The organism is Flectobacillus longus (genome assembly GCF_030056705.1).
Taxonomy (GTDB): domain Bacteria; phylum Bacteroidota; class Bacteroidia; order Cytophagales; family Spirosomataceae; genus Flectobacillus; species Flectobacillus longus.
On the sequence record NZ_JASHIC010000026.1, the window covers coordinates 60,573 to 84,026 of the forward strand.

The 23,454-nt window shown below is 36.0% G+C and carries 14 protein-coding genes; 11 read left to right on the forward strand and 3 right to left on the reverse strand.

The window, feature by feature from the left end; genetic code table 11:
- Positions 1-15 precede the first annotated feature (15 nt).
- The 5 genes from QM491_RS19035 (at position 16) to QM491_RS19055 (ending at position 10,009) form a co-directional block, all read left to right on the forward strand.
- Positions 16-2,289 carry a heparinase II/III domain-containing protein gene (locus QM491_RS19035; RefSeq protein ID WP_283329124.1) on the forward strand — a complete coding sequence of 758 codons (2,274 nt, stop codon included), beginning with the start codon at positions 16-18 and terminating at the stop codon, positions 2,287-2,289.
- A gap of 142 nt (positions 2,290-2,431) precedes the next feature.
- Entirely contained in the window at positions 2,432-3,061 is a 630-nt protein-coding gene (locus tag QM491_RS19040; protein WP_283329125.1) for an RNA polymerase sigma factor, read from the forward strand.
- A gap of 301 nt (positions 3,062-3,362) precedes the next feature.
- A complete protein-coding gene (locus tag QM491_RS19045) occupies positions 3,363-4,478 on the forward strand; it encodes a FecR family protein (RefSeq protein WP_283329126.1) in 1,116 nt (371 codons plus the stop codon).
- 172 nt (positions 4,479-4,650) lie between these two features.
- Positions 4,651-8,049: a TonB-dependent receptor gene (locus QM491_RS19050; RefSeq protein ID WP_283329127.1), complete on the forward strand. Its 3,399-nt coding sequence runs from the start codon at positions 4,651-4,653 to the stop codon at positions 8,047-8,049.
- A gap of 196 nt (positions 8,050-8,245) precedes the next feature.
- Positions 8,246-10,009, forward strand: a complete 1,764-nt coding sequence (locus QM491_RS19055; RefSeq protein WP_283329128.1) for a RagB/SusD family nutrient uptake outer membrane protein — start codon at positions 8,246-8,248, stop codon at positions 10,007-10,009.
- 214 nt (positions 10,010-10,223) lie between these two features.
- On the opposite strand, the gene QM491_RS19060 is transcribed toward QM491_RS19055, so the two are convergent.
- The 3 genes from QM491_RS19060 to QM491_RS19070 all read right to left on the reverse strand — a co-directional run bounded on the left by QM491_RS19060 (position 10,224) and on the right by QM491_RS19070 (position 13,545).
- The gene (locus QM491_RS19060) at positions 10,224-10,760 is read right to left on the reverse strand and encodes an NADPH-dependent FMN reductase (protein ID WP_283329129.1); all 537 of its coding nucleotides are present in this window, start codon (positions 10,758-10,760) and stop codon (positions 10,224-10,226) included.
- Positions 10,761-10,885: 125 nt separating this feature from the next.
- Positions 10,886-11,944, reverse strand: coding sequence for a serine hydrolase domain-containing protein (locus QM491_RS19065; RefSeq protein WP_283329130.1), 1,059 nt, complete (start codon positions 11,942-11,944; stop codon positions 10,886-10,888).
- A gap of 8 nt (positions 11,945-11,952) precedes the next feature.
- On the reverse strand, positions 11,953-13,545 hold the full coding sequence (locus QM491_RS19070; protein WP_283329131.1) for a hypothetical protein: 1,593 nt from the start codon (positions 13,543-13,545) through the stop codon (positions 11,953-11,955).
- Positions 13,546-14,231: 686 nt separating this feature from the next.
- Between QM491_RS19070 and QM491_RS19075 the strand changes: the two genes are divergently transcribed.
- From QM491_RS19075 to drt2, 6 genes are all read left to right on the forward strand, one after another.
- On the forward strand, positions 14,232-16,892 hold the full coding sequence (locus QM491_RS19075; RefSeq protein WP_283329132.1) for a T9SS type A sorting domain-containing protein: 2,661 nt from the start codon (positions 14,232-14,234) through the stop codon (positions 16,890-16,892).
- Between the two features lie 281 nt (positions 16,893-17,173).
- Entirely contained in the window at positions 17,174-18,349 is a 1,176-nt protein-coding gene (locus QM491_RS19080) for a patatin-like phospholipase family protein (protein WP_283329133.1), read from the forward strand.
- 594 nt (positions 18,350-18,943) lie between these two features.
- Positions 18,944-19,579, forward strand: coding sequence for a hypothetical protein (locus tag QM491_RS19085; RefSeq protein ID WP_283329134.1), 636 nt, complete (start codon positions 18,944-18,946; stop codon positions 19,577-19,579).
- A 246-nt stretch (positions 19,580-19,825) separates the two neighbouring features.
- The gene (locus QM491_RS19090) at positions 19,826-20,836 is read left to right on the forward strand and encodes a phospholipase D-like domain-containing protein (RefSeq protein ID WP_283329135.1); all 1,011 of its coding nucleotides are present in this window, start codon (positions 19,826-19,828) and stop codon (positions 20,834-20,836) included.
- Between the two features lie 164 nt (positions 20,837-21,000).
- Entirely contained in the window at positions 21,001-21,246 is a 246-nt protein-coding gene (locus tag QM491_RS19095) for a hypothetical protein (protein ID WP_283329136.1), read from the forward strand.
- A gap of 316 nt (positions 21,247-21,562) precedes the next feature.
- Entirely contained in the window at positions 21,563-23,086 is a 1,524-nt protein-coding gene (gene drt2 / locus QM491_RS19100; RefSeq protein ID WP_283329137.1) for an antiviral reverse transcriptase Drt2, read from the forward strand.
- Positions 23,087-23,454: the final 368 nt, after the last annotated feature.

Here is a 23,454-nt window from a genome sequence, read left to right on the forward strand (position 1 = left end):
TTAAAGCACTTTCTTATGAATCATTATAAAAAACTTATTTTCTTCTTCAGTATGCTGGTAGGAGTGGAGGCGCTGGCACAAAAACATCAAAATTTATTTTTTACACCAGAACGTATTACTCATTTAAAAAAACGAATTGAAACCGATGCTGAAGTAAGAAAAAATTGGGAGGAGGCGCTTACTGTAGCAAAACATCAACTTGAAAAAACTGATTTGGATAAGATTGATTATCTGAGTTTGGCATATTTGATGACAGGCGAGCAAGCTTATGAAGATAAAATCAAAGAACAACTTTTGAAACTTTGTTCAAAATCAACATGGTCGAATCCCGAAATGTTGAAGCGCCAACCTGCTTGGACTTCAGATTTGAAAACAGCAGGAAATTGTTGGATTGTGACCATGGGACTCGAAGGAATTTATGACCAATTATCGAAAGAGGAAAGAAAGACGATTGTTTCGGGCTTGGTACGTATGGGTATTCGTCCTGCTTTAGACGAATGGTTTTTGCCCGAAAAACGGATTCATACTCTCAACTCCATGGGACATAATTGGTGGTCATCATGCGTGTATATGGCTGGTGTGGCTGTACTTGCTGTCAAAGATGATGTGCCTGAATCGGATCAATGGCTCAAAGATTTGAGCGCCTCTGCCGAAGAGTGGTTTGGTTTTGCAGGAGACCAATTACAGCACAAAGTCAAAACTTGGGACGCAAACGGAGGGATGTACGAAAGTGTGAATTATGCCTCTTTTGGCGTTTCAGAGTATCTTTTGTTTCGACTGGCCTTTCAAAATGTTTTACCCAAAGTAAAACAACCAGAGATTCCTTTGTTAAAAAATATTCCTTCTTTTTTTATGAATGTGGGTTATCCTCGTGATGGAATGATGTATTCGTTGACTTTTGGCGATAGCCATAAAAATATTGTAGGCGAACGACCAGTCAAATTGCTATGGGCCTTAGGCTATCAAGATCCCAATGCATTATGGTATTTGAACAATATCGAAACAGGGCAACATCGTGAAGGGTTGGCCAAAAATGCACCGATGGGATTGGTATATCATCCAGATTTTTCAAAAGTGCCTCCATTACCCAATCTTCCTACTTCGCAATTGTATGAGGATATGGATTGGGCAACGCTCAGAGATTCTTGGAAGAAAAATTCGACCTTATTGGCGGTAAAATCTGGTCATACTTGGAATCATTCTCATGCCGACGTCAATTCTTTTTTGCTATTGCATAAAGGCGAATTTATCATCAAAGATGCAGGACATAGTTGGTATGCCTCCAAAGAGTATCCTGCCTACTTTTTTCAAAGTCCTGCGCATAACGTCTTGACTTTTAATGGAAAATATCAGCCGACAGAACAACAATATCATGGAGCGCCACTTCGGGGCGAAATGTCAGAATTGTTAGACGCTGGTGATATTAAATATGTAATGTCGAACGGTACTGGACCAACGTCGTGGATTTACTCTCGAAATTTTCGCCATTTTCTCTGGATTGGCAAAGTAATTTTAGTCATTGACGATGTGAAAGCGCACGAAACAGGCAAATTTGAATGGTTATTGCATCCTGCTGGTGAGGCTCAAAAAGTCCGTGGAGATATAAGTATTGTCAACAAAAAAGGAGCTGTATTAGTTAGACCTCTTTTTCCAGAAACCTTAGTAGAAACAGGTTTTAACCATGATTTTCCTGAAAAAATGACCCTAAATGAAACCCTTGCCCCGAATGAAGAAAATGTAAAAGAGCAAGAAAAGTATTATAGTATCGGTTATCCAGAGCAAGTGCGCCAAACCAAATTTATTACCGCCATTATTCTGAAAGATTCAGTGAATGATACCAATATTCCAGACATTGAGCGAATGACGGGCGAGGATATGATAGGAGTCAAAATCAAACAAAATGGCGAAGTCACCGACGTGTATTTGAATCTCAAAGCAGATGGTCGTTTGATGCACCTCAACAGCATCAAAACTTTTGGTGGCTATACAACTGATGCTTACCTAACGGCTATTTCGTATCCTGAAAATGCTCCAAATACCATTTCAAATTATTTTATTGGGTATGGTAGTTTTTTAAGAAAGGATAGTACCAGTTTGTTTAGTTCGCTTTCTAAGCTATTTTTGGTGGCAAAAAAACAACAATCCCAATATGAGATTCAAGTAAGTGGTCAGCCGCTCATTCGTGCAAGTTTTTATGCTCCCACAAAACCGTCGAATGTGATTGTAAATGGACAAGTGCAGAAAGTTGACTATCAAAAAGGAAATTTTTTAATCAACTTGCAAAAGTAGTGAGTATAATATCTTAAAATATTGACTACTTTAGAAGAAATTTATTAGGCACAGTTGTTTCAAACAAACAATTAGTTTCTCAAAAAACACATTGTGCCTAATACCAAATATGCCTTAACAACCTCTCTATAAATTCATTGCTATGAAAACAACAGATAAAATACCTCACGATGAAGCACTGCTAAATCAATTATGGTTGCGATTTAAGCAGGGAGATGGGGAGGCTTTTGACCAAATTTTTGCTTTGCGCTATCGTGAACTTTTCAATTATGCCACTCGCTTCACCAAAGATCACGAGTTTATTAAAGATTGCTTACAAGACTTGTTTCTTGAAATGTGGGCACGCCGTGAAGGCTTAGTCGAAAATCCCTACGTGACAGTCTATTTAATTAAGGCGCTTCGAAATAATTTGTTCCGAAAATTGAAGTTAGAGAAACGCCTCGGTGCACCAACTGACCTCAATGATGAACTTTACTTTTTAAGCGATGGGCAATCTATGGAGTCAGAATGGATAGCTGCGGAGTTGATGGATGAAAACGAACAGAGCATTCGTCAGGCGATTTCACAGCTATCGAAGCGACAACAAGAGGTAATTTTTCTGAAATACTACAAAGGTCTTTCCAATGAAGAAATAGCCTCAATTATGGAAATTGAAAGACAAACTGTTGCTAATTTTTTACATCGTTCGCTCACAAATCTCAAACGAAATTTATTAATGATGGCAGAGTTTTTACTACTTCCATTTATCAAATTTTTGTACCTAGAATTTTAATCCACTTTCTTCATTTTGACGTTATACTCAAGCAGTATAACCTATACTTTATGTCCTTTTTGTGACCGAAGCATTGCTTTGGTTATTGTTATTTTAGTGAGTTTTATCAAACAATACCTTCTTATCTTTAAGATTGTCTCAAGAGTCATTTACAATACTATTTAATTTTATTTACTCCAAGCAACTAGCTGATAAAATTAAATAATATCAAAATTTTTGTAAAAAAATCAATAACAAAAGGGTATCAATGATTCAATAACTTCTATATCATACAAGGAAGGCTAATAATACAATTTTATCTATGCAGAATTATACAGAATTTACGATAAAAGATTTCATGTTAGATGATGCCTTTTGTCGATGGGTCATACAAAATTCGGAGACGGATAATCAGTTTTGGAACAACTGGATACATGAAAATCCACACCAAACCAAGAATATAGAGACTGCCAAAGAAATAATTAAAAAGATACGTGCTGCTCATGAAGAAATTTCTGAAAGCGATTTGAATGCAGAAATTAAAAGGTTTTCAGATAGCCGAAAACTTTTGTCTTCTTCTCCTCAAATTGATGAAGCCAAAGTGCGCTATTTTGATTTTACCAAATTATGGAAAGTAGCAGCGGTATTATTAGTGGGAGTGTTTGGGGTATTATATCTGTCCAAACAAACAGGTTTTGATGAGTTTAGTTTTGAGAAAACCGCTTATAAAAAACGAACTGACGACAAAAAAGAAATATTAGAAGAAATCATTAACGATTCAGAAAAGACGAAGCTTGTGGATTTACCCGATGGCAGTCAGGTAACGCTATCAAAGCATAGTCGTGTCAGTTATCCGAAGTCTTTTTCAGCTACACAAAGGGAAGTTTATTTGAGCGGAGAGGCATTTTTTGAGGTAACCAAAAACCCGCATAAACCTTTTGTGGTTTATGCCAATGAGCTAGCTACAAGGGTTTTAGGGACTAGTTTTACGATTAGTTCTTATGATAAAGAGGAGGAAGTAAAAGTAATTGTTAAAACAGGAAAGGTAGCAGTTTTTCCTTTGAATAACGAAGATGAGGTATTAGAAAAGAAGCCTGAAGTAATGCTTACACCTAATCAGAAGGTGGTTTTTAATCGAGCTGACAACCAGATGAAAAGGTCGATTGTTGCAAGTCCAGAACCACTCAAAAGTATCGTATCAACGAGTAAATACCTTGTATTTGAAAATATACCTGTTACGCAAGTTTTTGAAAAACTTTATGAATTGTATAACATTCCGTTGGTGTATGACAATACATTGATGGTCAATTGTCGAATTACAGCTGAATTAGGAAATCAACCTTTATTTGAAAAGCTCGATTTGATTTGCAGAGCAATCGATGCTAAATATGAAGTAATTGATGGACAAATCGTGATTCATGGCAAAAAATGTAACTAGCCTTCAAATAGTTCTATACCATTTTTAATTACCCATTTCAACAAAAAAGTCGAAGGTGTAGCAGCACCTTCGACAAAGGTTTCCCTACATGTTGCGCTAACAACTTCCAACCTACGCTAATAGGCTGGGCAGGGATTTTTTTGCTAAAACTTAACAAAAGACAAAACAAGTTATGAAAAAATTTACGAAACAAATTAAGATTTTGTTGAAAATCATGCGCTTTTCTCTTTATCAAGTTATGTTAATACTCTTTTGTGCAACCTTTGCGATAGCACACAAGAATCATGGGCAAGAGTGTTTGAACCAGAAAATTGTTCTTCATTTGGAGAATAAGCCTTTGGATATGGCTTTACGTCAAATCAAGAAGAATGCTTCTGTAAGTTTTATCTATAGCCCACAATTGATTGGTTCTGAGCGGAATGTAACTATTGTAGCACAAAACGAATCAGTCAAAAATGTGCTATTTAAACTACTTGCGCCTTTAGGAATCGATTACGAAGTTTCGGGTACAACCATTATCCTTAGCAAGGCAAACAAATCGCTGCTCACGTCGATGTTTTCGTTGAGACCCATGTTGCTTGATTATATCTATGAAAAATCGGTAACAGGCTTAATATTGGATGAGAAAAACCAACCAATGCCAGGAGTAAATATCTCAATTAAAGGAACATCAAAGGGGGTATCTTCTGATGCAGACGGTAAGTTTTCGATACAAGTACCCAATAACAATGTTGTGTTGGTGTTTTCGTTTGTGGGCTACAAAACGCAGGAAGTTTCGGTGGGTAGCCGCTCCAAAATTGAAGTCATAATGCAGGTCAATAACCAAGCGCTTGACGAAGTTGTCGTTGTAGGTTATGGGGAGCAAAAAAAGGAGAGTGTAGTTGGAGCTATTACTACGGTAAAAATGGCCGACATTAAATCTGCCGCTCCACGCTCCTTGAATAACGCCTTAGCTGGTAAAGTAGCAGGGGTAATCGCAGTTCAACGAAGTGGAGAGCCTGGCTATGATGACGCCCAATTCTGGGTACGTGGTATCAGTACTTTTGGAGCTGGCGCTTCGCCACTGGTATTGGTAGATGGTGTCGAAAGACCTATCAATAACATCGAACCAGAAGAAATAGAGTCTTTTTCAGTTTTGAAAGATGCCTCCGCAACGGCAGTTTATGGTATTAGAGGTGCCAATGGTGTTATCTTGGTTACGACTCGTAGGGGAACAAACGATAAACCGTCCATTAGTTTTAAGTATGAGACAGGCTCAAATTCGCCAACGATGCTGCCACAAATGGTGGATGGCCCAACGTATTTGAATCTTTATAACGAAGCTCAGTTGGCTTCTAATCCTAATTTTGTTACACCTTATACACCTGAGGTTATTGCCAAATATGCTTCTGGTGCCGATCCTTATCTTTATCCTAATGTAAACTGGATAGATTTATTGGTGAAAAAAAATACACCGACCAAACGTGCCAATTTGAATATTTCGGGTGGTTCGCCCAATGCTAAATACTTTGTGTCGGCAACATACTATGATGAGGAGGGAATCTGGAAGGGTGATAATCTTAATCGGTACAATACCAATGCAGGTCTGAAGCGCTACAACTTCAGAGCCAATACGGATGTTAAATTAGGAAAAACGACTGAATTAAAACTAGGATTAGGCGGTATTTTGATTACTGCGAATTACCCAGGTGTAGGAGCGCCAACCATTTGGAGCGATGCCTTATATAATACCCCAATAGGTTACGCACCCACTTATCCATACGACAATCCTGCAGGGTTTGTGTATGGCGGTGTCAATGGTATTACGAATCCATACCAGTCCTTGACAGGAAAGGGTTTTGCTACAGAATGGAGAAATAATATCCAATCAGATTTGACGCTTAATCAAGATCTTTCGAGTATTACAGAAGGTTTGAAGGTTTCAGGAAAGTTTGCATTTGATGGATATAATTACCACTTTATTCAGCGCACTCGTTCTGCGGTAGATACCTATACGGCTCCAACTAGAGATGCCAATGGTAACTTATTACTGACTAAGTTGGTGAATGGAAATGCTGATTTGGGCTTTGCAAAATCTTCTGGCGGAAATAGACGTATATACATGCAAGCTAACTTGAATTATGACAGAACCTTTGGCGGACATACCGTCAGCGGATTGATTTTGTACAATCAACAAGATTATCAAAATGCCGATGCTACCGATGCTATTAGCTCTTTGCCGTTTAGATTGCAAGGTTTGGTAGGTCGCTTGTCTTATAGCTATCAATCAAGATATTTTTTGGAGTTTAATGCAGGGTATAATGGCTCAGAAAACTTTGCAAAAGGACATCGATTTGGTTTTTTTCCTGCTGTAGCGGCTGGATGGATTGTTTCACAAGAACCTTTTTTCAAAGACAACGATGCAATTCAATACCTCAAAGTGAGAGGGTCGTACGGACTTAAAGGTAATGATCAAATTGGTGGACGTCGCTTTGCTTATCTTACTACCGTTGGCGGAGGAAATGGAGGTTATACCTTTGGGCTAGATGTCAATAATGCTTTTGGAGGTAGAGGAGAAGACCAATGGGGCGCAGATTTGACATGGGAGCAAGAAACTGAAACTAATATCGGTCTCGAACTACGATTCCTCAGAGGTTTTTACTTACAAGCAGATGTTTTTAAGAGAATCAGAACGGGCATTTTTATGCAGAGAAATTCACTGCCTGCCATCTTGGGACTTCAAAATAATCCATGGGGAAATATCGGAGAGTTTGAAAATAAAGGTATCGATGCCAATATGGAATACAACAAAAAAATTGGTAAACTCAACCTTGGCTTGAAAGCAAATGTAACTTATGTGAAAAATACCCTCCTCAACGACGATGCACCAGACTATAAATACACCTATCAAAATAGAAGAGGAAAGAGGTACCAACAACCTTTTGGTTTGATAGCAGAAGGTTTGTTTTCAAGCGAAGATGAAATCAATAGCTCTCCTAAACAAACTTTTGGTCCAGTTAGGGTAGGAGATATTAAGTATAAAGACATCAATGGTGATGGATTGATAGATTCTTATGATGAAGTAGCTATCGGAAATCCTCCTACGCCACAATTGGTTTACGGTTTTGGAACAACGCTTGGTTTTAAAGGATTTGATATTTCTGCATTTTTTCAAGGTGCTGGTACGATGAGCTTTATGCTGGGCGGTGTGGGTCTTTATCCTTTCTCAGAAGGAGGTTTGAGGGGCAATGTTCATGTAAGCGCCTTGAGCCGATGGACGCCCGAAAACCCAAGTCAAGATGTAGTTTATCCTAGATTATCCTTTGGCACAAACTCAAACAATTTCCGTTCGTCATCGTGGTGGTTGAGAGATGCCACTTATCTACGCCTAAAGACAGTAGAAATAGGATACACTATTCCCAAAAAGCTCACTCAAAAACTCAAAGTGAATACTTTACGCTTTTATGTTGCAGGGCTAAACTTACTGACTTGGAGTGGATTTGATTATTGGGATCCTGAGTTGGGGAATGGACGTGGGGCTGTTTACCCTATTCAAAAAAATATCAATGTTGGGGTAAATATCAGTTTGTAGGCTATTACAGACCACAAATGGAAAAACGATTTGTTCCAAAACTAGTACTAAAACTCATTCATGATAAGTAGTAGGAAAGTTTAAATTAATAGTATGTCTGTGGTGTAATCTAGTCGTAATATTTTGATTATGAATTACTTCAGAAAATGAACTATTAACATCTTCTTACTTGGCTAAATTTTATCGAACTATCATTATGAAAAGAATCTCTATATTTCTTCTATTGGTCATAAGCGCATTAAGTATTTCATGCGATGATTTTTTGGATAAACAACCCGACGATATGCTTACAATCGATGCGGTATTTACTACCCGATTGGAAGTAGAAAAGTATCTTGCCAATGTTTATAGCTATTTACCAGACCCTTCCGACCCTTATGCAAACTTTACGCCTGTGTCTGATGAGGGAGATTTTGTATGGACAACCATTGGCGCCAACTCGATTAATACAGGTAACTGGGGACCTACTTCAATTCCTTATGATAGATATGCCCATTATTACAAAGGAATTCGTGCGGCATCGGTATATATCAATTCTGTAGAAAAATGTGCTGAATGTGAAGGTGTAACCCCTGGTATCAATCTTCGTACAAAAGCGGAAGCAAGAGCCTTGAGAGCCTATTATTATTTTTTATTGCTTCGTCAATATGGCCCTATTGTGCTATTACCCAATATTATTCCAGTAGACGCCTCGATTTCTGAAACAACTAAGCCTCGCAATTCCTATGATGAATGTGTGAAATATATTGTAGACGAGCTTGATTTGGCTGCCAAAGATTTACCCGCTGTTACACAAAATGTCATTGATTATGGTCGTGTAGATAAAAGAACAACCTTCGCCATGAAATCTCGTGTGCTTTTGTATGCTGCTAGTCCTTTGTTCAACGGTAATAATCAAGATTATGTCGACTTCAAAAATCCTGATGGGAAGCCATTAATTACCAATACTTATGATGCGAATAAATGGAAATTGGCAGCTGATGCAGCCAAGGCTGTGATAGACTTAATGCCAAACGGTTTATATAAGAAGTTTGATGCAACGGGTGCATTAGATCCCTTTGCCTCTTATCGCGATGTTTTTATTGATCGCTGGAATGCTGATGTTATTTGGGGGAGGCCTAGTTCTGGAACTAATAACTGGACAGTACATGCGGCTCCGCGTCAAATGAAAGGTTGGAATGGTTTGGGGGTAACCCAACAAATGATAGATGCCTATCACATGGCAAATGGCAAACGTATTGATGAAGCTGGCTCAGGATATGTTGAAACTGGTCTGTCAACAGCAGATACCAAATATACCAAAGCGTTGGATTGGAATATGTACCTTAATCGTGAACCAAGATTCTATGTAAGCATACTTTATAATCATGATACTTGGGTGTTTACAGGAGCATCAGGAACGCCAATTCAGTTATATGCAACAGGAGCTTCTGGAAAAAATGGCTCACATGATCATACCGAAACTGGCTATTTGTTGACTAAGTTTGTAAGTCCCAACAGTGATGTGCCCAACAACAGATATACTACCCAATCTTGGATTTATTTTAGATTGGCAGAAATGTACCTGAACTACGCTGAGGCATTAAATGAATACAGTCCAAACAATACGGATATAGCTAAATATGTCAATCTGGTGCGTGAACGAGCGGGTATTCCAGCTTTGCCAACGGGCTTAACACAAGCAGATATGCGTGAGCGAATTCGTCACGAACGCCGTATCGAACTAGCTTTTGAAGAACATCGCCTATTTGACGTGCGTCGTTGGAAAACCGCCGATAACACTCAAGGTGGACCTATGTATGGGATGAATGTCAGTAAAGGCACAAGTTTTACGGACACCGAATTTTACCAGAGAGCGATATTCGAAACTCGTGTATTTGAGAAAAAACACTATTTCTGGCCAATTCCACAATCGGAAATAGACCGAAATAAGCAAATGGTTCAAAACCCAGGCTGGTAAGTTAAAGTGCTGAATTAAGAACTTTGCCCTCGTTAGAGCTTTCTTCAACGAGGGCAAAATAGAAGAATTATGGAAAAGCTTTCACTAGCAACAAATTGGTTTAATATTCGCTGCAACACCAATTCGTAATCTGTTTAAGAAAATATCAACGAGTATAAGGGAGATACTGAAAAACGGGATTAGAAGTAAAGATTCTAATTCCGTTTCTTTCCTTTTACCATTCAAGTTTAGTTTTTGTATCTGCCAAAAATTCTTTCAAGGCCTTACTTAATTCTTCATTCAGAATACCATTGTCAGGGCTAAAGTTCTCGTAAAACTTAGGTAATGGGAATGTATTGATAATTTCAGCCCCAAACATTGGCAAAATTTTAATGGCAAGTCCAAGACTGTTTTGTCCCCCAAAACCGCCAGGAGAGGTGGACAAAAGTAGAATTTTCTTACCTTTCAAAAAGTCATATTGCACTCTAGATGACCAATCAATGAGACTTTTGAAAGCAGCTGTCATGCTTCGATTGTGCTCTGCCATCGAGATAACCAAAAGGTCTGCGATTTGTAAAGTCGAGATAAAATCTTGAACAACCGCCACATATTGTGGCTCTTTTTCAATATCAACAGAGAAAGCAGGCAAAGGAAAACTATTCAAATCCAGTAGGTTTAAATCATGTTCTTCAAAGCTTGAAGCTACAAAATGGGCAAAAGCTTTATTGATAGAGGTTTTACTAATAGAAGCACCGAAAGCGACAATATTCATTTGATTGCGGTTTGAAGGGTTTATGGTTTAGTTTTCTCAAAAGTACGATAGAATCATCGAAATGTATTATCAAGAGAAATACATTTTACCATTGTTGTCCTTGTCCCCAACAAACGAGCTCTGTGTTATTTTTGAGAAAGTGCTTTTCTGACATCTAAGGCAAGCTCATGACTAGTAAAAAATGGTGAAAACCCTTTTTTGAAACCTGTAACATGGGTTAGGAAAAAGCCATAAACACCATTGGTTTTATCAATCCAAGGATACGCGCCTGCCCATGAAGGACTGCTTAGGAGAGTGGCTTCTCCTTGAGTATTCACTTCTTCTCGCCATTCGCCTAAGCCATAAATATCTGTTCCTCTTCGCCCTCTTGCTTGCTCGACAAATTCTCCAACTTGAACCTTTACATTTTTTATTTGGTCAGATTGCATAAAAGCAATAGTTTTTTTAGATAAAATCCTTTTCCCTTTAAATACCCCTTTGTTGAAAATCATGGATAGAAAATTGGCATAGTCTTGAAGTGTCGAGCGAGCACCACCGCCCAACATGGGTGCGTGTCCTCCAGCTGAATCGACTGGGGTAAAATGGGTATGAGTCATTTCGAGAGGGTGAGCGATTTTTTCTTGAAATAATTCTTCCCAACTTTTACCAGAAGCTAATTCTGCTATTCGTCCTGCAACTTGCATCGCCAAACCTCCATATTTGAATTTTGTTCCTGATAAAGTATCGGCAGGTAGAGGAAGAATGTTGTCAACAGAGCTCTTTAAGTCCTGCGATATGTCGACAGGGTTGCCTTGGGGCTGATAATCAGGATAGCCAGCAGTATGAGATAGAAGTTGTGCTAAAGTCGCATCTCCTTTAGCATCGGTAAATTCTGGAAGCCAGTGGTTTACCTTATCTTCCCAATGTAATTTCCCTTCGTCGACCAAAACCGCAATCGTTGCGGCTGCCAACCATTTGCCAGCAGAGGCAACATATACAACCGTTTCGGGGCGATATGTTCCGAAGTATTGTTTGTAGAGGATTTGATTATTTTGAAAAACAACTATCGAAGCTCCATCATAATGACCACTGTCTACCCAAGTTTGAATTTTTTGTTGAATAGGCATAAAGCTCTTGGGTGTTTTCTGAGCAACAGCTGACCAAAAACATCCGCACAAGCAAAGAATAATAAGGAGTTGTTTCATAGAGTGTCTTATTTTTCGATCCAAAAACTTTGTTCAATAGGCTCGGCAGATTGTACTTTTCCTGCAATGCCATATTGCCAAGCCACAACGGTTACTTTGATAGGCATTTTAGATTTTGGTGGAATTGTAGTGAAAACAAGTTGCTGATTTTTAATCAATGCAGGCCCTTCTTTTACATAAAAATATACTGGAAGTCCTGCATTTGACGTAGCACTTAATGAAATAGAACGTACATTCTTTATCGAGTTTGGAATAGCTTCAAAAGAAATATTTTGTGATATACCTTGTGTATTTTGTAGGGGAAATTTTAGCTCAAATTGCTGTACGACTGATTTATAATTCTCATCACCTTCGTTATGCGCCAATAGCCAAATCGTATTGCTCCGTTTTTTGTTATTAAATCCCATGCGGTAAAAACTGATTTGAAAAGTACTATCATCCAGTTTTTTGACAGGACCACAAATACGGTCTATCATAATCGGTGTTTTGGCGTGATTGATGACAACTGTAGTTTTGGTCGTATCACTAAAAAAAGCTTTGAAACGAAAACTAATACCATCAGACAAAGGCTTGAAAGTTGGTTGATATTGAGCATGATTTTTGGAAGGAATAAGTATTTTTTCTTCCTGAATTAAGCCCATGTATTGCATTTTTTTACTTCGAGCTTTTGCATAAAATGCTTCTGTGGCTTGGGCATGTTCTTTGTCAAAACACCAAGATGCCGTGTATTTATTTCCTGTAAATTGCGAATAGGGACTAGCTGGAGAAATAGGCAAGGAGTCTTTTCTCCAACGGTCAATCAACCAACCGTTTTGAGGATATACAGGACGTAGTGCTTCGCCTTTTTTTTTCGGAAGGCGATATTTAACGGCTTTTTCGATAAATAATCCTACATAATCGACCATGGATTCATTATAATCAAAATGTCCATGTCCAGCGTCTGCAAAAAAGGTAATAGGCGTTTTCGGATGTTTGGATACATATTGAAAACCTGGTTCGATTCGTTTTTCCCACCATTCGTATTCGCCCATAATAAACAGACTTGGCACACCCTCAATCGTTCTATTTCCCCAGTCTGGATTAGCTCTGCCGTAGCCAGTTAGGTTGGTTTGAGGGGTGTCGCCATGAACAGAAATTATGGCTAAAGTTCTGGCAGGATTCCACGCACCAAAATTCCAAGGATAAGTCGCCATGGCTGAGTGTCCCAAGGGAATAATCGGAGCATTCGATAATTCGGTATATCCCGAAACTTTGGCAAGGGCATCCATCATGGTTTGAAAATGCTTTGGAGCATCTTTATGAAAATCGAAAGGAAATTCTAAAATGGGCGTAACCCAAACTTCGGCAAGACCTAACTCGGTAAGTTTTTTCCTGAAGTTTTCGTTCTCTAACATGCCTTCTTCTATCATGTTGTGCATTCCTACGACCACGCCTTTCACTTCCTTACAATTCTCAGGAATCCACAGAAATGCTTGCGGATTGGCATTGGTTTCCTCGCTAATGAGTCCTTCTATGGGGGCTGACCACTGCCAAACTTGTGCGTGAGTATGGGCGGAAAAACCGATAAATAGTAGGATAAAAATGATGAGTGTTTTTTTCATAAAAGTATTTTTAATCAAGAAAATTTAGTCATGAATTATATCCCAGTACACCACATATCGTTCTCGATGATTGAAAAATTCTTTTCTGAACATAGTTACAAGGTTTATTTTAGAAAAGATGAGTCGAAGGCCTGTTTGATACTCTTTATATCTTAAGAATTATCTTTCAAATGTCTTTTATGTTCTGAAGATTTGTGTTTGAAAAAATTGGATAAATGATATTTTTACCAAATACTAAATATCAGATCCCTAATTTGTTTGTTTGCTAGAATATTCCCATTTTGAGGTTGATCAATAACACACAGAATTTATGTCAGTGGTCAGTGTCTCACTGACCAACTTGCGACAGCAAAGACTTACCCATAAAGCTTTTGAGTAAAGATTGTAAAAGAAGTCCGCTGTGCTACAGCGAGTTGTCGAGTGGGACACTCGCCACGGAAAGAAAGAATTTATATAAAAGCCATTCAAACGGCTTTTCAGGAGTTGCAACTCTTGAAATCAAAGAACCATATAATAGTTGCTCAAAAATAACTTTGCATAACATCAATTATAATTTGACAAGGATAAATTTATGCCCGCTTTTACTTCAAAACTTCTTAATATAAAATCTGCAAAAATTAATTGTTCTACGATTCTGAGAAAAGATAAACCGTACTTTTGTCAGACATATTAAAATATAAGCATTCATGTATAAAGTCCTACGAACACTTATCTTCTTTTTTTACACTTTTAGTTTTTCTACTACTCATGCTCAACAGTGGAAAACTTATAGTTCATTTTCTCAAGCCAATTGTTTTTTTGCAGCCCAAGATTCGACCTTGTGGATTGGAACAGATGGAGGTATTTTGCACTATAATAAAGATTATCAGCTTCTTGCTTCTTATAATCAGAATAATGGTTTAGATAGTACTATTACTTCTATTACTCAGGATGTTCAAGGGAATATTTGGGCTTGCTATTATGATGAATACTTAGGTGAATATGCTAAAACATATCTTTTTGATGGTAGTGTTTGGATAAACAATCAAAACTTAGGAAAGGCTCTTATTACAAATAGGCCTCTCTTATTTAATGCCAAAGATGGCAGTTTATGGATAAGCTATGACAAAGCAAGTAAATTTGTTCAAGTAGGAAAAGATTCTGTATATACTTCTTATGATTGGGTAAATCAAGGGGTAACTTCATTTAACAATAAAAGTCAAAGGCTTTTAGTTGACTCAAATGGGCATTTTTGGGTAAGTATTGGCGTATCTTTTTGGTCTTTTGATGGGGAAAAATGGACAAAATATGATAGTAGCAATAGTACGCTTCCTAAAAGCTATCAATACAATAATGCTGTTATAGACCAAAATGATAATATTTTTTTCTCAAGTAGTGAAGGAATTTATAAATTCAATATCTCCACTAAAACCTGTGAATTTATTTCTTTTCAATATGGTTGGTTACTTTACGTAACCAAAGACAATAAGGTGTTAGTCGGGACAGATGCACTTTATCAATTAAATGGAGATAAACTTTCTGTATTTATTCCTAATGTTTACCCTATTAATATTTGTGAAGATTTTCAAGGAAATTTACTTTTAGGAGATTATTGGGGGCGAATGGATTTATTTGATGGCAATAGTTTAAAAAAGTTACCCCTGCCCAAAAATAATCTTTCCAGCAGTATTATTACTAAAATTGTATCAGATACAAAAAATAATATCTTGATTCAACCTTATTTTACCGAGATTCAATACTTAAAAAATATAAGTGGAGAACTTATAAATATTGCCAATTACGGATATACTATTGCACAAGGCGAAGGAGACGATTTATGGGTAAGCGAACAAACGTCACTTACTCAAATAAAACAAGACAATGGTTTAAAATTAATAAACTACCCTTTAGATATAGAATATGGTGTTAAAAAAATTGTAAAAGATAAAAATCAGCATATTTGGGCGTGGGACTATCAATATTCTTGGTCAACCAATCGCTATCAATACCTTTTGTTTTACTATGATAAAAGTAAATGGACGAAATTTGTGTTAGAAAATGAGATTATAGACATTGCAGCGAGTCCTAATGGGGGGCTTTGTATTCTTAGTTCCAAAGGCTTCTTTACACACGACGGCATAAATTTAAAAGCCAGTAATTATACGAATATACCTTCTAATATCACAAGAATTGTGAATGATAATAATGTAGGTTTATATCTCATTGCTTATAACAATAAAAATTACGAGGGCGAAATCCATCATTTAGTTGGGAATAATTTTGAGAAAGTACAAACTCCTGATGAGTTTAAAATATCAATACGTAACTATTATTATAACGATTTTATGATAGATTCCAAAGGCAATTATTGGAGTGTAAGAGATAAAATACAAAGATATGATGGTGAAACACTCACTACTTTTAATAGTCCATTTTCTTCATTGCTTATTAATGCAATCCATGAATCTAAAGATGGTAGAATTTGGTTGGGGAGTTATACAGGACTTACATCACTTACGTTAGATTGTAAAAATCCTTTACCTAAATCCCTTCGCACAGAAAAGACAGAAATGTTTGGCACAAAAGAAACCTTATTGTCTGTCAACGAGAGTTCTGCCAGCAGTTTTGCTTGGCAAATCAGTAAAGATAAAGGTGCTACTTGGCGAGCTATCACCAACTTTGATTCCACTTATTCGGGGCATCGAACTAATCAATTGACAGTTAATCAAACTAAAATTCGTGATAACAATATTGTTTATCGCTGTTTAGTCAATGGTGAATGTAACAGTGTATTGTCGGATACCGTAAGTATTCAAGCCAAACAATGTGAATTACCACAAACTACACTTCAACCCACCGCACAATCTACCACAGAAAAAAGCTCTGCTCAATTTTTTATCAATGTTTCAGGAGCTTCATCTTATCAATGGCAAGTAAGTACGGATAAAGGAGTTACTTGGAATATGATTTCGAGTAGCGATACTTTATACAGAGGACAACAAACTAACACATTGAATCTGAGTTCTGCCAATCTTTCCCAAAATACTTATCAATATCGTTGTGAGGTAAAGAATGACTGTTATACAATTTACAGTACTGCTGCACCTTTAGAAGTGATGATGATTTTAGGAATTGATAAATTCGAGCGAACAGTACAGGCTTACCCCAACCCCGCCAATGATAAGATTTATGTAAAAGTACCAGCCAAAACTTATACATTGACTTTAGTGGATAGTAGTGGTTCGATAGTCAAGCAAGTATCGAATCAGGATTATATCAATTTAAAAGATATTCCAAACGGCTTATATTTATTGTTGATAGAAAGTGGAAAAGAACGACAAAGTGTTGAAGTACAGGTTTTGAAGTAGGGTTTTACCTCCGTGGTCAGTGTCTCAGTGACCAACTTGCGACAGCAAAAACTCACTCACTAAACTTTGGAGTAAAGATTGTAAAAGTAGTCCGCTGTGCTGCTGCGAGTTGTCGAGTGGGACACTCGCCACGGAAAGAAATGTGTTTTATGTTCTAAAGATTTGTGTTTGAAAAAATGAGATAAATACTATTTTTTGCCAGATAATAAATATTATGAGCCTAATTTGCTTGTTTAAGAGAATATTCCCATTTTCAGGTCGAACAATAGCACACAAAATTTATGTCAACGGAATCAAAAATTAAAGCACGCCAAGCCCTCAATATTGCTCCAGACAATAAGATAATTTTTAGTTTTGACGGAGGAGGAATACGAGGCATTTTTACTATTCAGCTCTTAAAAAAAATCGAAGAAATCGTAGGCTCGCCCATCTACGAATGGGTAGATATGGTGGCAGGCACCTCTACAGGAGCGATAATTGCGAGCTTGATTGCAAACAAAAAATCGGCGTTAGAGATAGAAACACTGTATGAAGATTTAGCTGAAAATATCTTTAAAGAACGATTTTTGGGTAATCGTTACACAAATCCGCCTCAATTCGATAAAATCAATTATAGAGCGATTTGTAAAGATATTTTTGGTAATAAATCCTTAAAAAACCTAGGCGAATCGTCAGGAATAGACCTATTTTTCACTGCCAAAGATATGGTTGCAGGCGAGGAAACGTTTTTTACTTTTTTTAATAAAAATGAAAACTCAAAAGTGGTGGACACTTATCAGGATGCACTGATGCGTGCTGTGGTAGAAGCCACCATGTCGGCACCGACGTATTTCCAGCCCTTTGAGCGCTTTATCGATGGAGGAACTACTGTGTACAATAATCCAGTGATGGCGGCGCTGATGGAGGCATTTCATTATAACGGAAAAGAGAAATATAGTTCGGACAATACGACCGTTTTTAGTTTTGGCACTGCAAGCTTGTTTAGGTTTGTCCCTCTCGAAGAAATCGCCGAGCCTAAAGGACTAGATGTATTGTTTTGGCTGGATTATGTAATGGATGAATCAAGCAAAGATGCGAGTGAAATGCAGGTGAATTTTCTAAGAAGTACACTTATGAGAGGACTCGATTTTCGAAGATTTCAACTTTCTTTGGATCGAAAGTCTATTGAGAAACTACCTAATAAATCACTCAAGAAACTAGACAACATCGATGCCAATTCTATACATCAATTAAGTAACAAAGAGCTGGCAAAAATCAACATGGCTGATGTGAAGATGTTGCCATTAATGAAGATATTGGGCGAAGCCGTGGCAGATTTTGTGCATGATAAAAATGGTTTTAAGTCAGACCTCAGAGGTGAGAATAAGTTGGTGACTGGTATGGATAGCAATTATCGAGAAAAACTTAAAAAGCATCTTCAAAAGGCGAGTTGGATAGATCATTTACCAACAGCGTAGTGACGGTTTTTGATTTAGGTAATATACGTATATTGATTTTGGTTAAGAAAATACTTGGTATGATTCAATGCTTGATATTGGCTAGATTGCCGATATAAAATTTGATTACTCGCTAGTGCTGGCTTCCAAGCCAGTACTTACTCAATCTAAGGATTCCGATCCTATTGGCAAGTATAATGATTTCCTAGTCTCAATTGAAGATTTTGCACAGGATGGAAATCAATTTTTATTTCTATATATTTGAATTGTACTTTAGCTACACTACTAAATCTCGTCTATTGCTAACAAAAAAAATGATACTATGCACTTACAAGAGACTCTACAAAATCACAGAAATTCACTTCATGAGCTACCAAACTACGCTGAGGATATGGCATTAAAATATATCTTGATAATAAAATCCATATAACTCGTGTTGCAATTGGCGGTGTCTAAAGTTGGGGCACACCAAACTTTATTGCATTTCATAATTTTTAACTTCATATACAAAATAGTGGAGTATTTGAATGATTCGATAAGGTATTGTGTCAATATTGAACTTTGGCATTCCCAATATCAAATCGTTATACTCACTCACCCTTTAACTACAATTCTATGAAAACTTTAGCAATTACAATAGTGACAATATTTATTTCACTGACTTCATCATTAGGGCAAACCTCAAAGGACAGTTTGTTAGTCTTTATCGGAGAAAAAATTGAAGTGAAATACATACCTGAAAAGTCTTTGTCAGATACAGTCATTATGGGTAAAGATACTGTGATAACCGTGGGTATAAGTCTTGACAACAGATATAGAGCAAAATACAAAATATTACAAGTAATCAATGGTTCCTTCAGACAAGACACTATTACATTTTTTGCCTATGACCATTATGGCGTACCTGCATTTTCCAAGTTCAAGACAGTTCTTCTTTTTGTTTCTCCTCACAAAGGCGAGCTATATCATGAGAAATACCAATATTTTGATTTGTATTTGACAGCTGACAACAAATGGGCAAGTCCTTATTCAGGTAGATACTATAATGATTATTTCAAGGATAAGGTTAGTGTAAGACCAGAGAAAATTTCGTTTAAAGAAGAAGTTTTGTCTCCAATTAGTCATTTATCAGAAGACCAACGAAAAACTTTGTTCCCTAAACCATATTTTGACATTAAGAATGGTAATGCAATCGCTATTTATGGCAATTATGTGGATGATTTAGTTAAACTCAAAAAACAGACAAATTGAAAGCGAAATGATATTATTGGAAGTCCTGGTTATCTGAGCGTTTAACCTTGCTGTAGCGAGTTGTCGAGGCGGTCTTATATACACCTATGAACAAACAGCTTAGAGATAGCTTCGACAATATACGTATATTGACTTTGGTTAAGAAAATGCTTGGCATACTTTAATGTTCTATATTGGCTGGATAGGCGGAATGAAATTTGATTATATTGCAGTTATAAACTTGTTAGCACCAATTATAACACGACTATGGTAAAAGCACATTTTGACGACATACGACATACCATTTTAGACGAACTTGACAAGGCGACTGAAAGGATAGTTGTTGCTGTTTATTGGTTTACAAATCAGACATTATTCCAAAAATTAATGACAAAAGTTTTGGATGGACTAAAAGTTGAACTAATAATTCATAATGACTATATAAATAATCGTGAGACAGGTTTAAATTTCCAAAGTTTCATTGACAACGGAGGACATTTTTATTTTTCAGACACATACAACCCAATGCACAATAAATTTTGTGTTATAGACAACAAAACTCTTATAAACGGTTCATATAACTGGACTTACTATGCCGAAGATAGGAATAGAGAAAACATTTTACTTATCAAAGACGAAAAAGAAACAATAGATGCGTTTATTTCAGAGTTTGACAGACTTAAATCTTTAACCGAAAAAGTTGAAAAAATTCGTCAATTGACAAAGTTTGAAGTCGATGAATTTAATCTATTACGAGCAAGAGACTATTTAGCAAATGACATCGTATTTCAAGCAAAAGCGACAGGAAATAAGGAAATAATTGAAAGTGCATTTCAAATTGCCCCAGACAATATAGAAGTTCAAAAAACTGCATTTGCTCTTGACTTGACAAAAAAATGGAAACTTAAATATTCTATTGGTTCAAGTTTGAAATATGACAATTATTTAATTATAGTTCCTAAGGATACTTTGCTACCTGTTTCTATATCAAAAATTGTTCAAACATCTGAAGACAATCAAAAAAGTTCAACTTCTACAATTCACTACGGAGAGAATCCAAAAGCAAGTAGAAATAAACAATTTGCCGAAATGACTATCACAGGAATACCACCAAAACTTGCAGGAGAAGCGAAACTCAAATTTCATTTTACAATAGACATTTATGGTAACTTAAAGATGGAGAAATTTTCATTAGACACAGGAAGAAGACAAATAATAACTAAAAAAATTACTGGGCTACTTGAAGAAGAAATTGAAGATAAAATAGAAAAAGAATAACTGGTGCTAACAAGGGTTTGCTAAAATAGGGGCAGAAGTGCTAAATTGAGTATTTGTAATTCTATTGTAAATTTGTGCTAAATGGAACATTTATACTTCTAATTCCCCCACTTCGGTAAGCCCAAAAACGTTGTGTGATATTTTAAAACCCAAAAACTAGTAAAATGATAAAGAAACTTGAACAGCTAATTGTCAAACTAAATCCAAATCAAAAAATGATTTTTGCAATCGTAATACCTATTGCATTATTTGTTTTGACAATGCCAATAGCAGGCAATTTAGTTGCTGGCTGGTATTACGGCTACAATCCTTTTAATTTTAATGTAACTTGGTGGGTTTGGTTACTTTATGTTTGTATTGTTGGATTTATAGAATATAAGGTTTTTGAAGATAAGCCAAAGGCTAATTAAAGATATTCATAGTTCGGTACTTGTTCTGCTTGACATTTGGTTAGACTGTGGTAGTCCCCAATTTACTTGCAAATGAAACAGGTTGCAAGGAAGGTAATTTCTAAAATACAAATTATTTAGAAAGAAATTTCTGAACTTGTATGTAGCGAATTTGCCACTTGTTATTTGGGTATTCATAATTTAGTTGTTTGATTAAATTTGGTACAAAGATAATAATTCCATTTACGGGTTGTGGTGCAAGCGTATAGGGCAGTTTTAGGTCAAGTAATATGAATTGCATTTAGTCACCACACAAGTACCAACTATGATTTTTTCTATGAAAAGTAAACAAAAAAGTAAAACTTGGTTTCAGCCCAAAGGGTATTTACATTTTACAACAAAGTTAAAAGAAAGCAATCTTAACTTTGTAAAGAGTTACATTGAGCAAATTGATAAAAATGGAATACATACCAACATAGTAAAGCACGCATTTTACCCGCTAATCCACAGAACAGTTTTACAAAGGAGATTTAAGAAAGTCCAAGATAATGCAGGTAATCAAATTTTAACTGATAAAGGAAAGCATAAACGAAGTCATTACGATTTTGTAAAAAACAAAACAAATACAAAGCCAAGAGAAATATTTTTTGCAAACCACCTAGACACGCAAATATATTCATACTTTGCTAAGGAAGTTTTAGGGAAAAAATATGAAGAGTTACTCAAAGAGCCTGAAAATATTGGGCTTTCTAAATGTATTTCTGCATATAGATTTATTCCTACAAAAGAAGGAAGTCAAAAAGGAAAATCAAATGTACACTTTGCAAAAGAAATATTTGACTTTATTTCACTTCAAAATGAATGTGTAGTTTTAGCATTTGATATTGAAAAGTTTTTTGATAGCCTTAATCATACTTACTTGAAAGAAATTTGGTGCAAACTCTTAAAAGTGAATAGATTACCAAAAGACCATTTTGACATATATAAATCAGTTACTAATTTTTCGTTTGTAAATGAACAAGATTTGTTAGATGAATTAGGCTTTTCCAAAGTAAAAGATAAATTTCTTTTACGAAAACTTATTGAAAAACAAGGTATTAATTCTTTTTGTGCAAATGCCAAAGAATTTAGAGATAAAATAGCAGGAACAAACAATCAAAAACGTAAATCTTTGATTATTCCTGAACCTTCAAAAGTGTGCGAAACTCAAAAACATTTTTGGGACAAAGAAGGAAATCGACAAGGAATAGCACAAGGTACTGCAATTAGTGCATTTTTAGCAAATCTCTACTTGTTAGACTTTGATAAAGTAATATTCAACGCTGTTAGTCATATAAAAGGACTTTATCGGAGATATTCAGACGACATAATAGTTGTTTGCCCTATTGACAAGCAAGACGAATTTCAAAAACTTGTTTTATGCGAAATCATGAAATATGGGCTTAAAATTCAACCTATCAAAACAGAAATTACGTTTTTTAGAAGAAATATTAAAAACGAATTAGAAACGGACAAAACCAATGATAAAAATGCAAGTTTGAAGTATTTAGGTTTTGAGTTTGACGGACAAAAAATAACAATTAAGAAACCAAGCCTTGCTAAGTATTATAGACGTTTAAAAAGAGTAATTAGAGTTAAATTAATTAAGGCAAAAATTGTAGAAAAGAAGACAGAGAAGAAGCAATTTTTGCACAAAAAAAAAATATACAAACGATATAGTCATTTTGGCTATCAAAACTTTATTACCTATGCTTACAGAGCCAACCGTATTTTGAAAAGTAATAACATAAAAAGACAAGTAAGACGACACATAAAAATTATAAAAGAACACATAAACAAGCACGAATCTAAGACGCAATAAAACCATCACACAACATTGCATTTGTGTAAGGCGGGCTAATGTGCTAATTTAGACTTTTATGCTTTACATAAACACTGTGACCATAGATTTTGGTAATATCGGATTTCAAGCAAGGAAATTTGATACAACTTGGCAACCTAAATTTTAAACTTTTTGATACCTTATATCAGAAGGTTTCAGGTCTTCGGATAATCAAATAGGTTAATTGATAAAGCCTCCCCATAAATAAGCTATCGAATAATTCACTTAGTAAAGAGAATCATTCGATAGCTTTTAATATATACAAAAAAATAGATTGATTTTGGGTATAAAGTGTTGATAATTAAATTGTTAATTTATGATTCGCAATTCATCATTCACAATTCACC

Excerpts from the sequence above, each read along its gene's own strand:
- QM491_RS19035 (WP_283329124.1), top strand. The coding sequence starts at position 16 with ATGAATCATTATAAAAAACTTATTTTCTTCTTCAGTATGCTGGTAGGA.
- QM491_RS19085 (WP_283329134.1), top strand. The coding sequence starts at position 18,944 with ATGAAAACTTTAGCAATTACAATAGTGACAATATTTATTTCACTGACT.
- QM491_RS19060 (WP_283329129.1), bottom strand. The coding sequence starts at position 10,760 with ATGAATATTGTCGCTTTCGGTGCTTCTATTAGTAAAACCTCTATCAAT.
- drt2 (WP_283329137.1), top strand. The coding sequence starts at position 21,563 with ATGAAAAGTAAACAAAAAAGTAAAACTTGGTTTCAGCCCAAAGGGTAT.
- QM491_RS19050 (WP_283329127.1), top strand. The coding sequence starts at position 4,651 with ATGAAAAAATTTACGAAACAAATTAAGATTTTGTTGAAAATCATGCGC.
- QM491_RS19065 (WP_283329130.1), bottom strand. The coding sequence starts at position 11,944 with ATGAAACAACTCCTTATTATTCTTTGCTTGTGCGGATGTTTTTGGTCA.
- QM491_RS19040 (WP_283329125.1), top strand. The coding sequence starts at position 2,432 with ATGAAAACAACAGATAAAATACCTCACGATGAAGCACTGCTAAATCAA.
- QM491_RS19095 (WP_283329136.1), top strand. The coding sequence starts at position 21,001 with ATGATAAAGAAACTTGAACAGCTAATTGTCAAACTAAATCCAAATCAA.
- QM491_RS19090 (WP_283329135.1), top strand. The coding sequence starts at position 19,826 with ATGGTAAAAGCACATTTTGACGACATACGACATACCATTTTAGACGAA.
- QM491_RS19055 (WP_283329128.1), top strand. The coding sequence starts at position 8,246 with ATGAAAAGAATCTCTATATTTCTTCTATTGGTCATAAGCGCATTAAGT.
- QM491_RS19075 (WP_283329132.1), top strand. The coding sequence starts at position 14,232 with ATGTATAAAGTCCTACGAACACTTATCTTCTTTTTTTACACTTTTAGT.
- QM491_RS19080 (WP_283329133.1), top strand. The coding sequence starts at position 17,174 with ATGTCAACGGAATCAAAAATTAAAGCACGCCAAGCCCTCAATATTGCT.
- QM491_RS19045 (WP_283329126.1), top strand. The coding sequence starts at position 3,363 with ATGCAGAATTATACAGAATTTACGATAAAAGATTTCATGTTAGATGAT.
- QM491_RS19070 (WP_283329131.1), bottom strand. The coding sequence starts at position 13,545 with ATGAAAAAAACACTCATCATTTTTATCCTACTATTTATCGGTTTTTCC.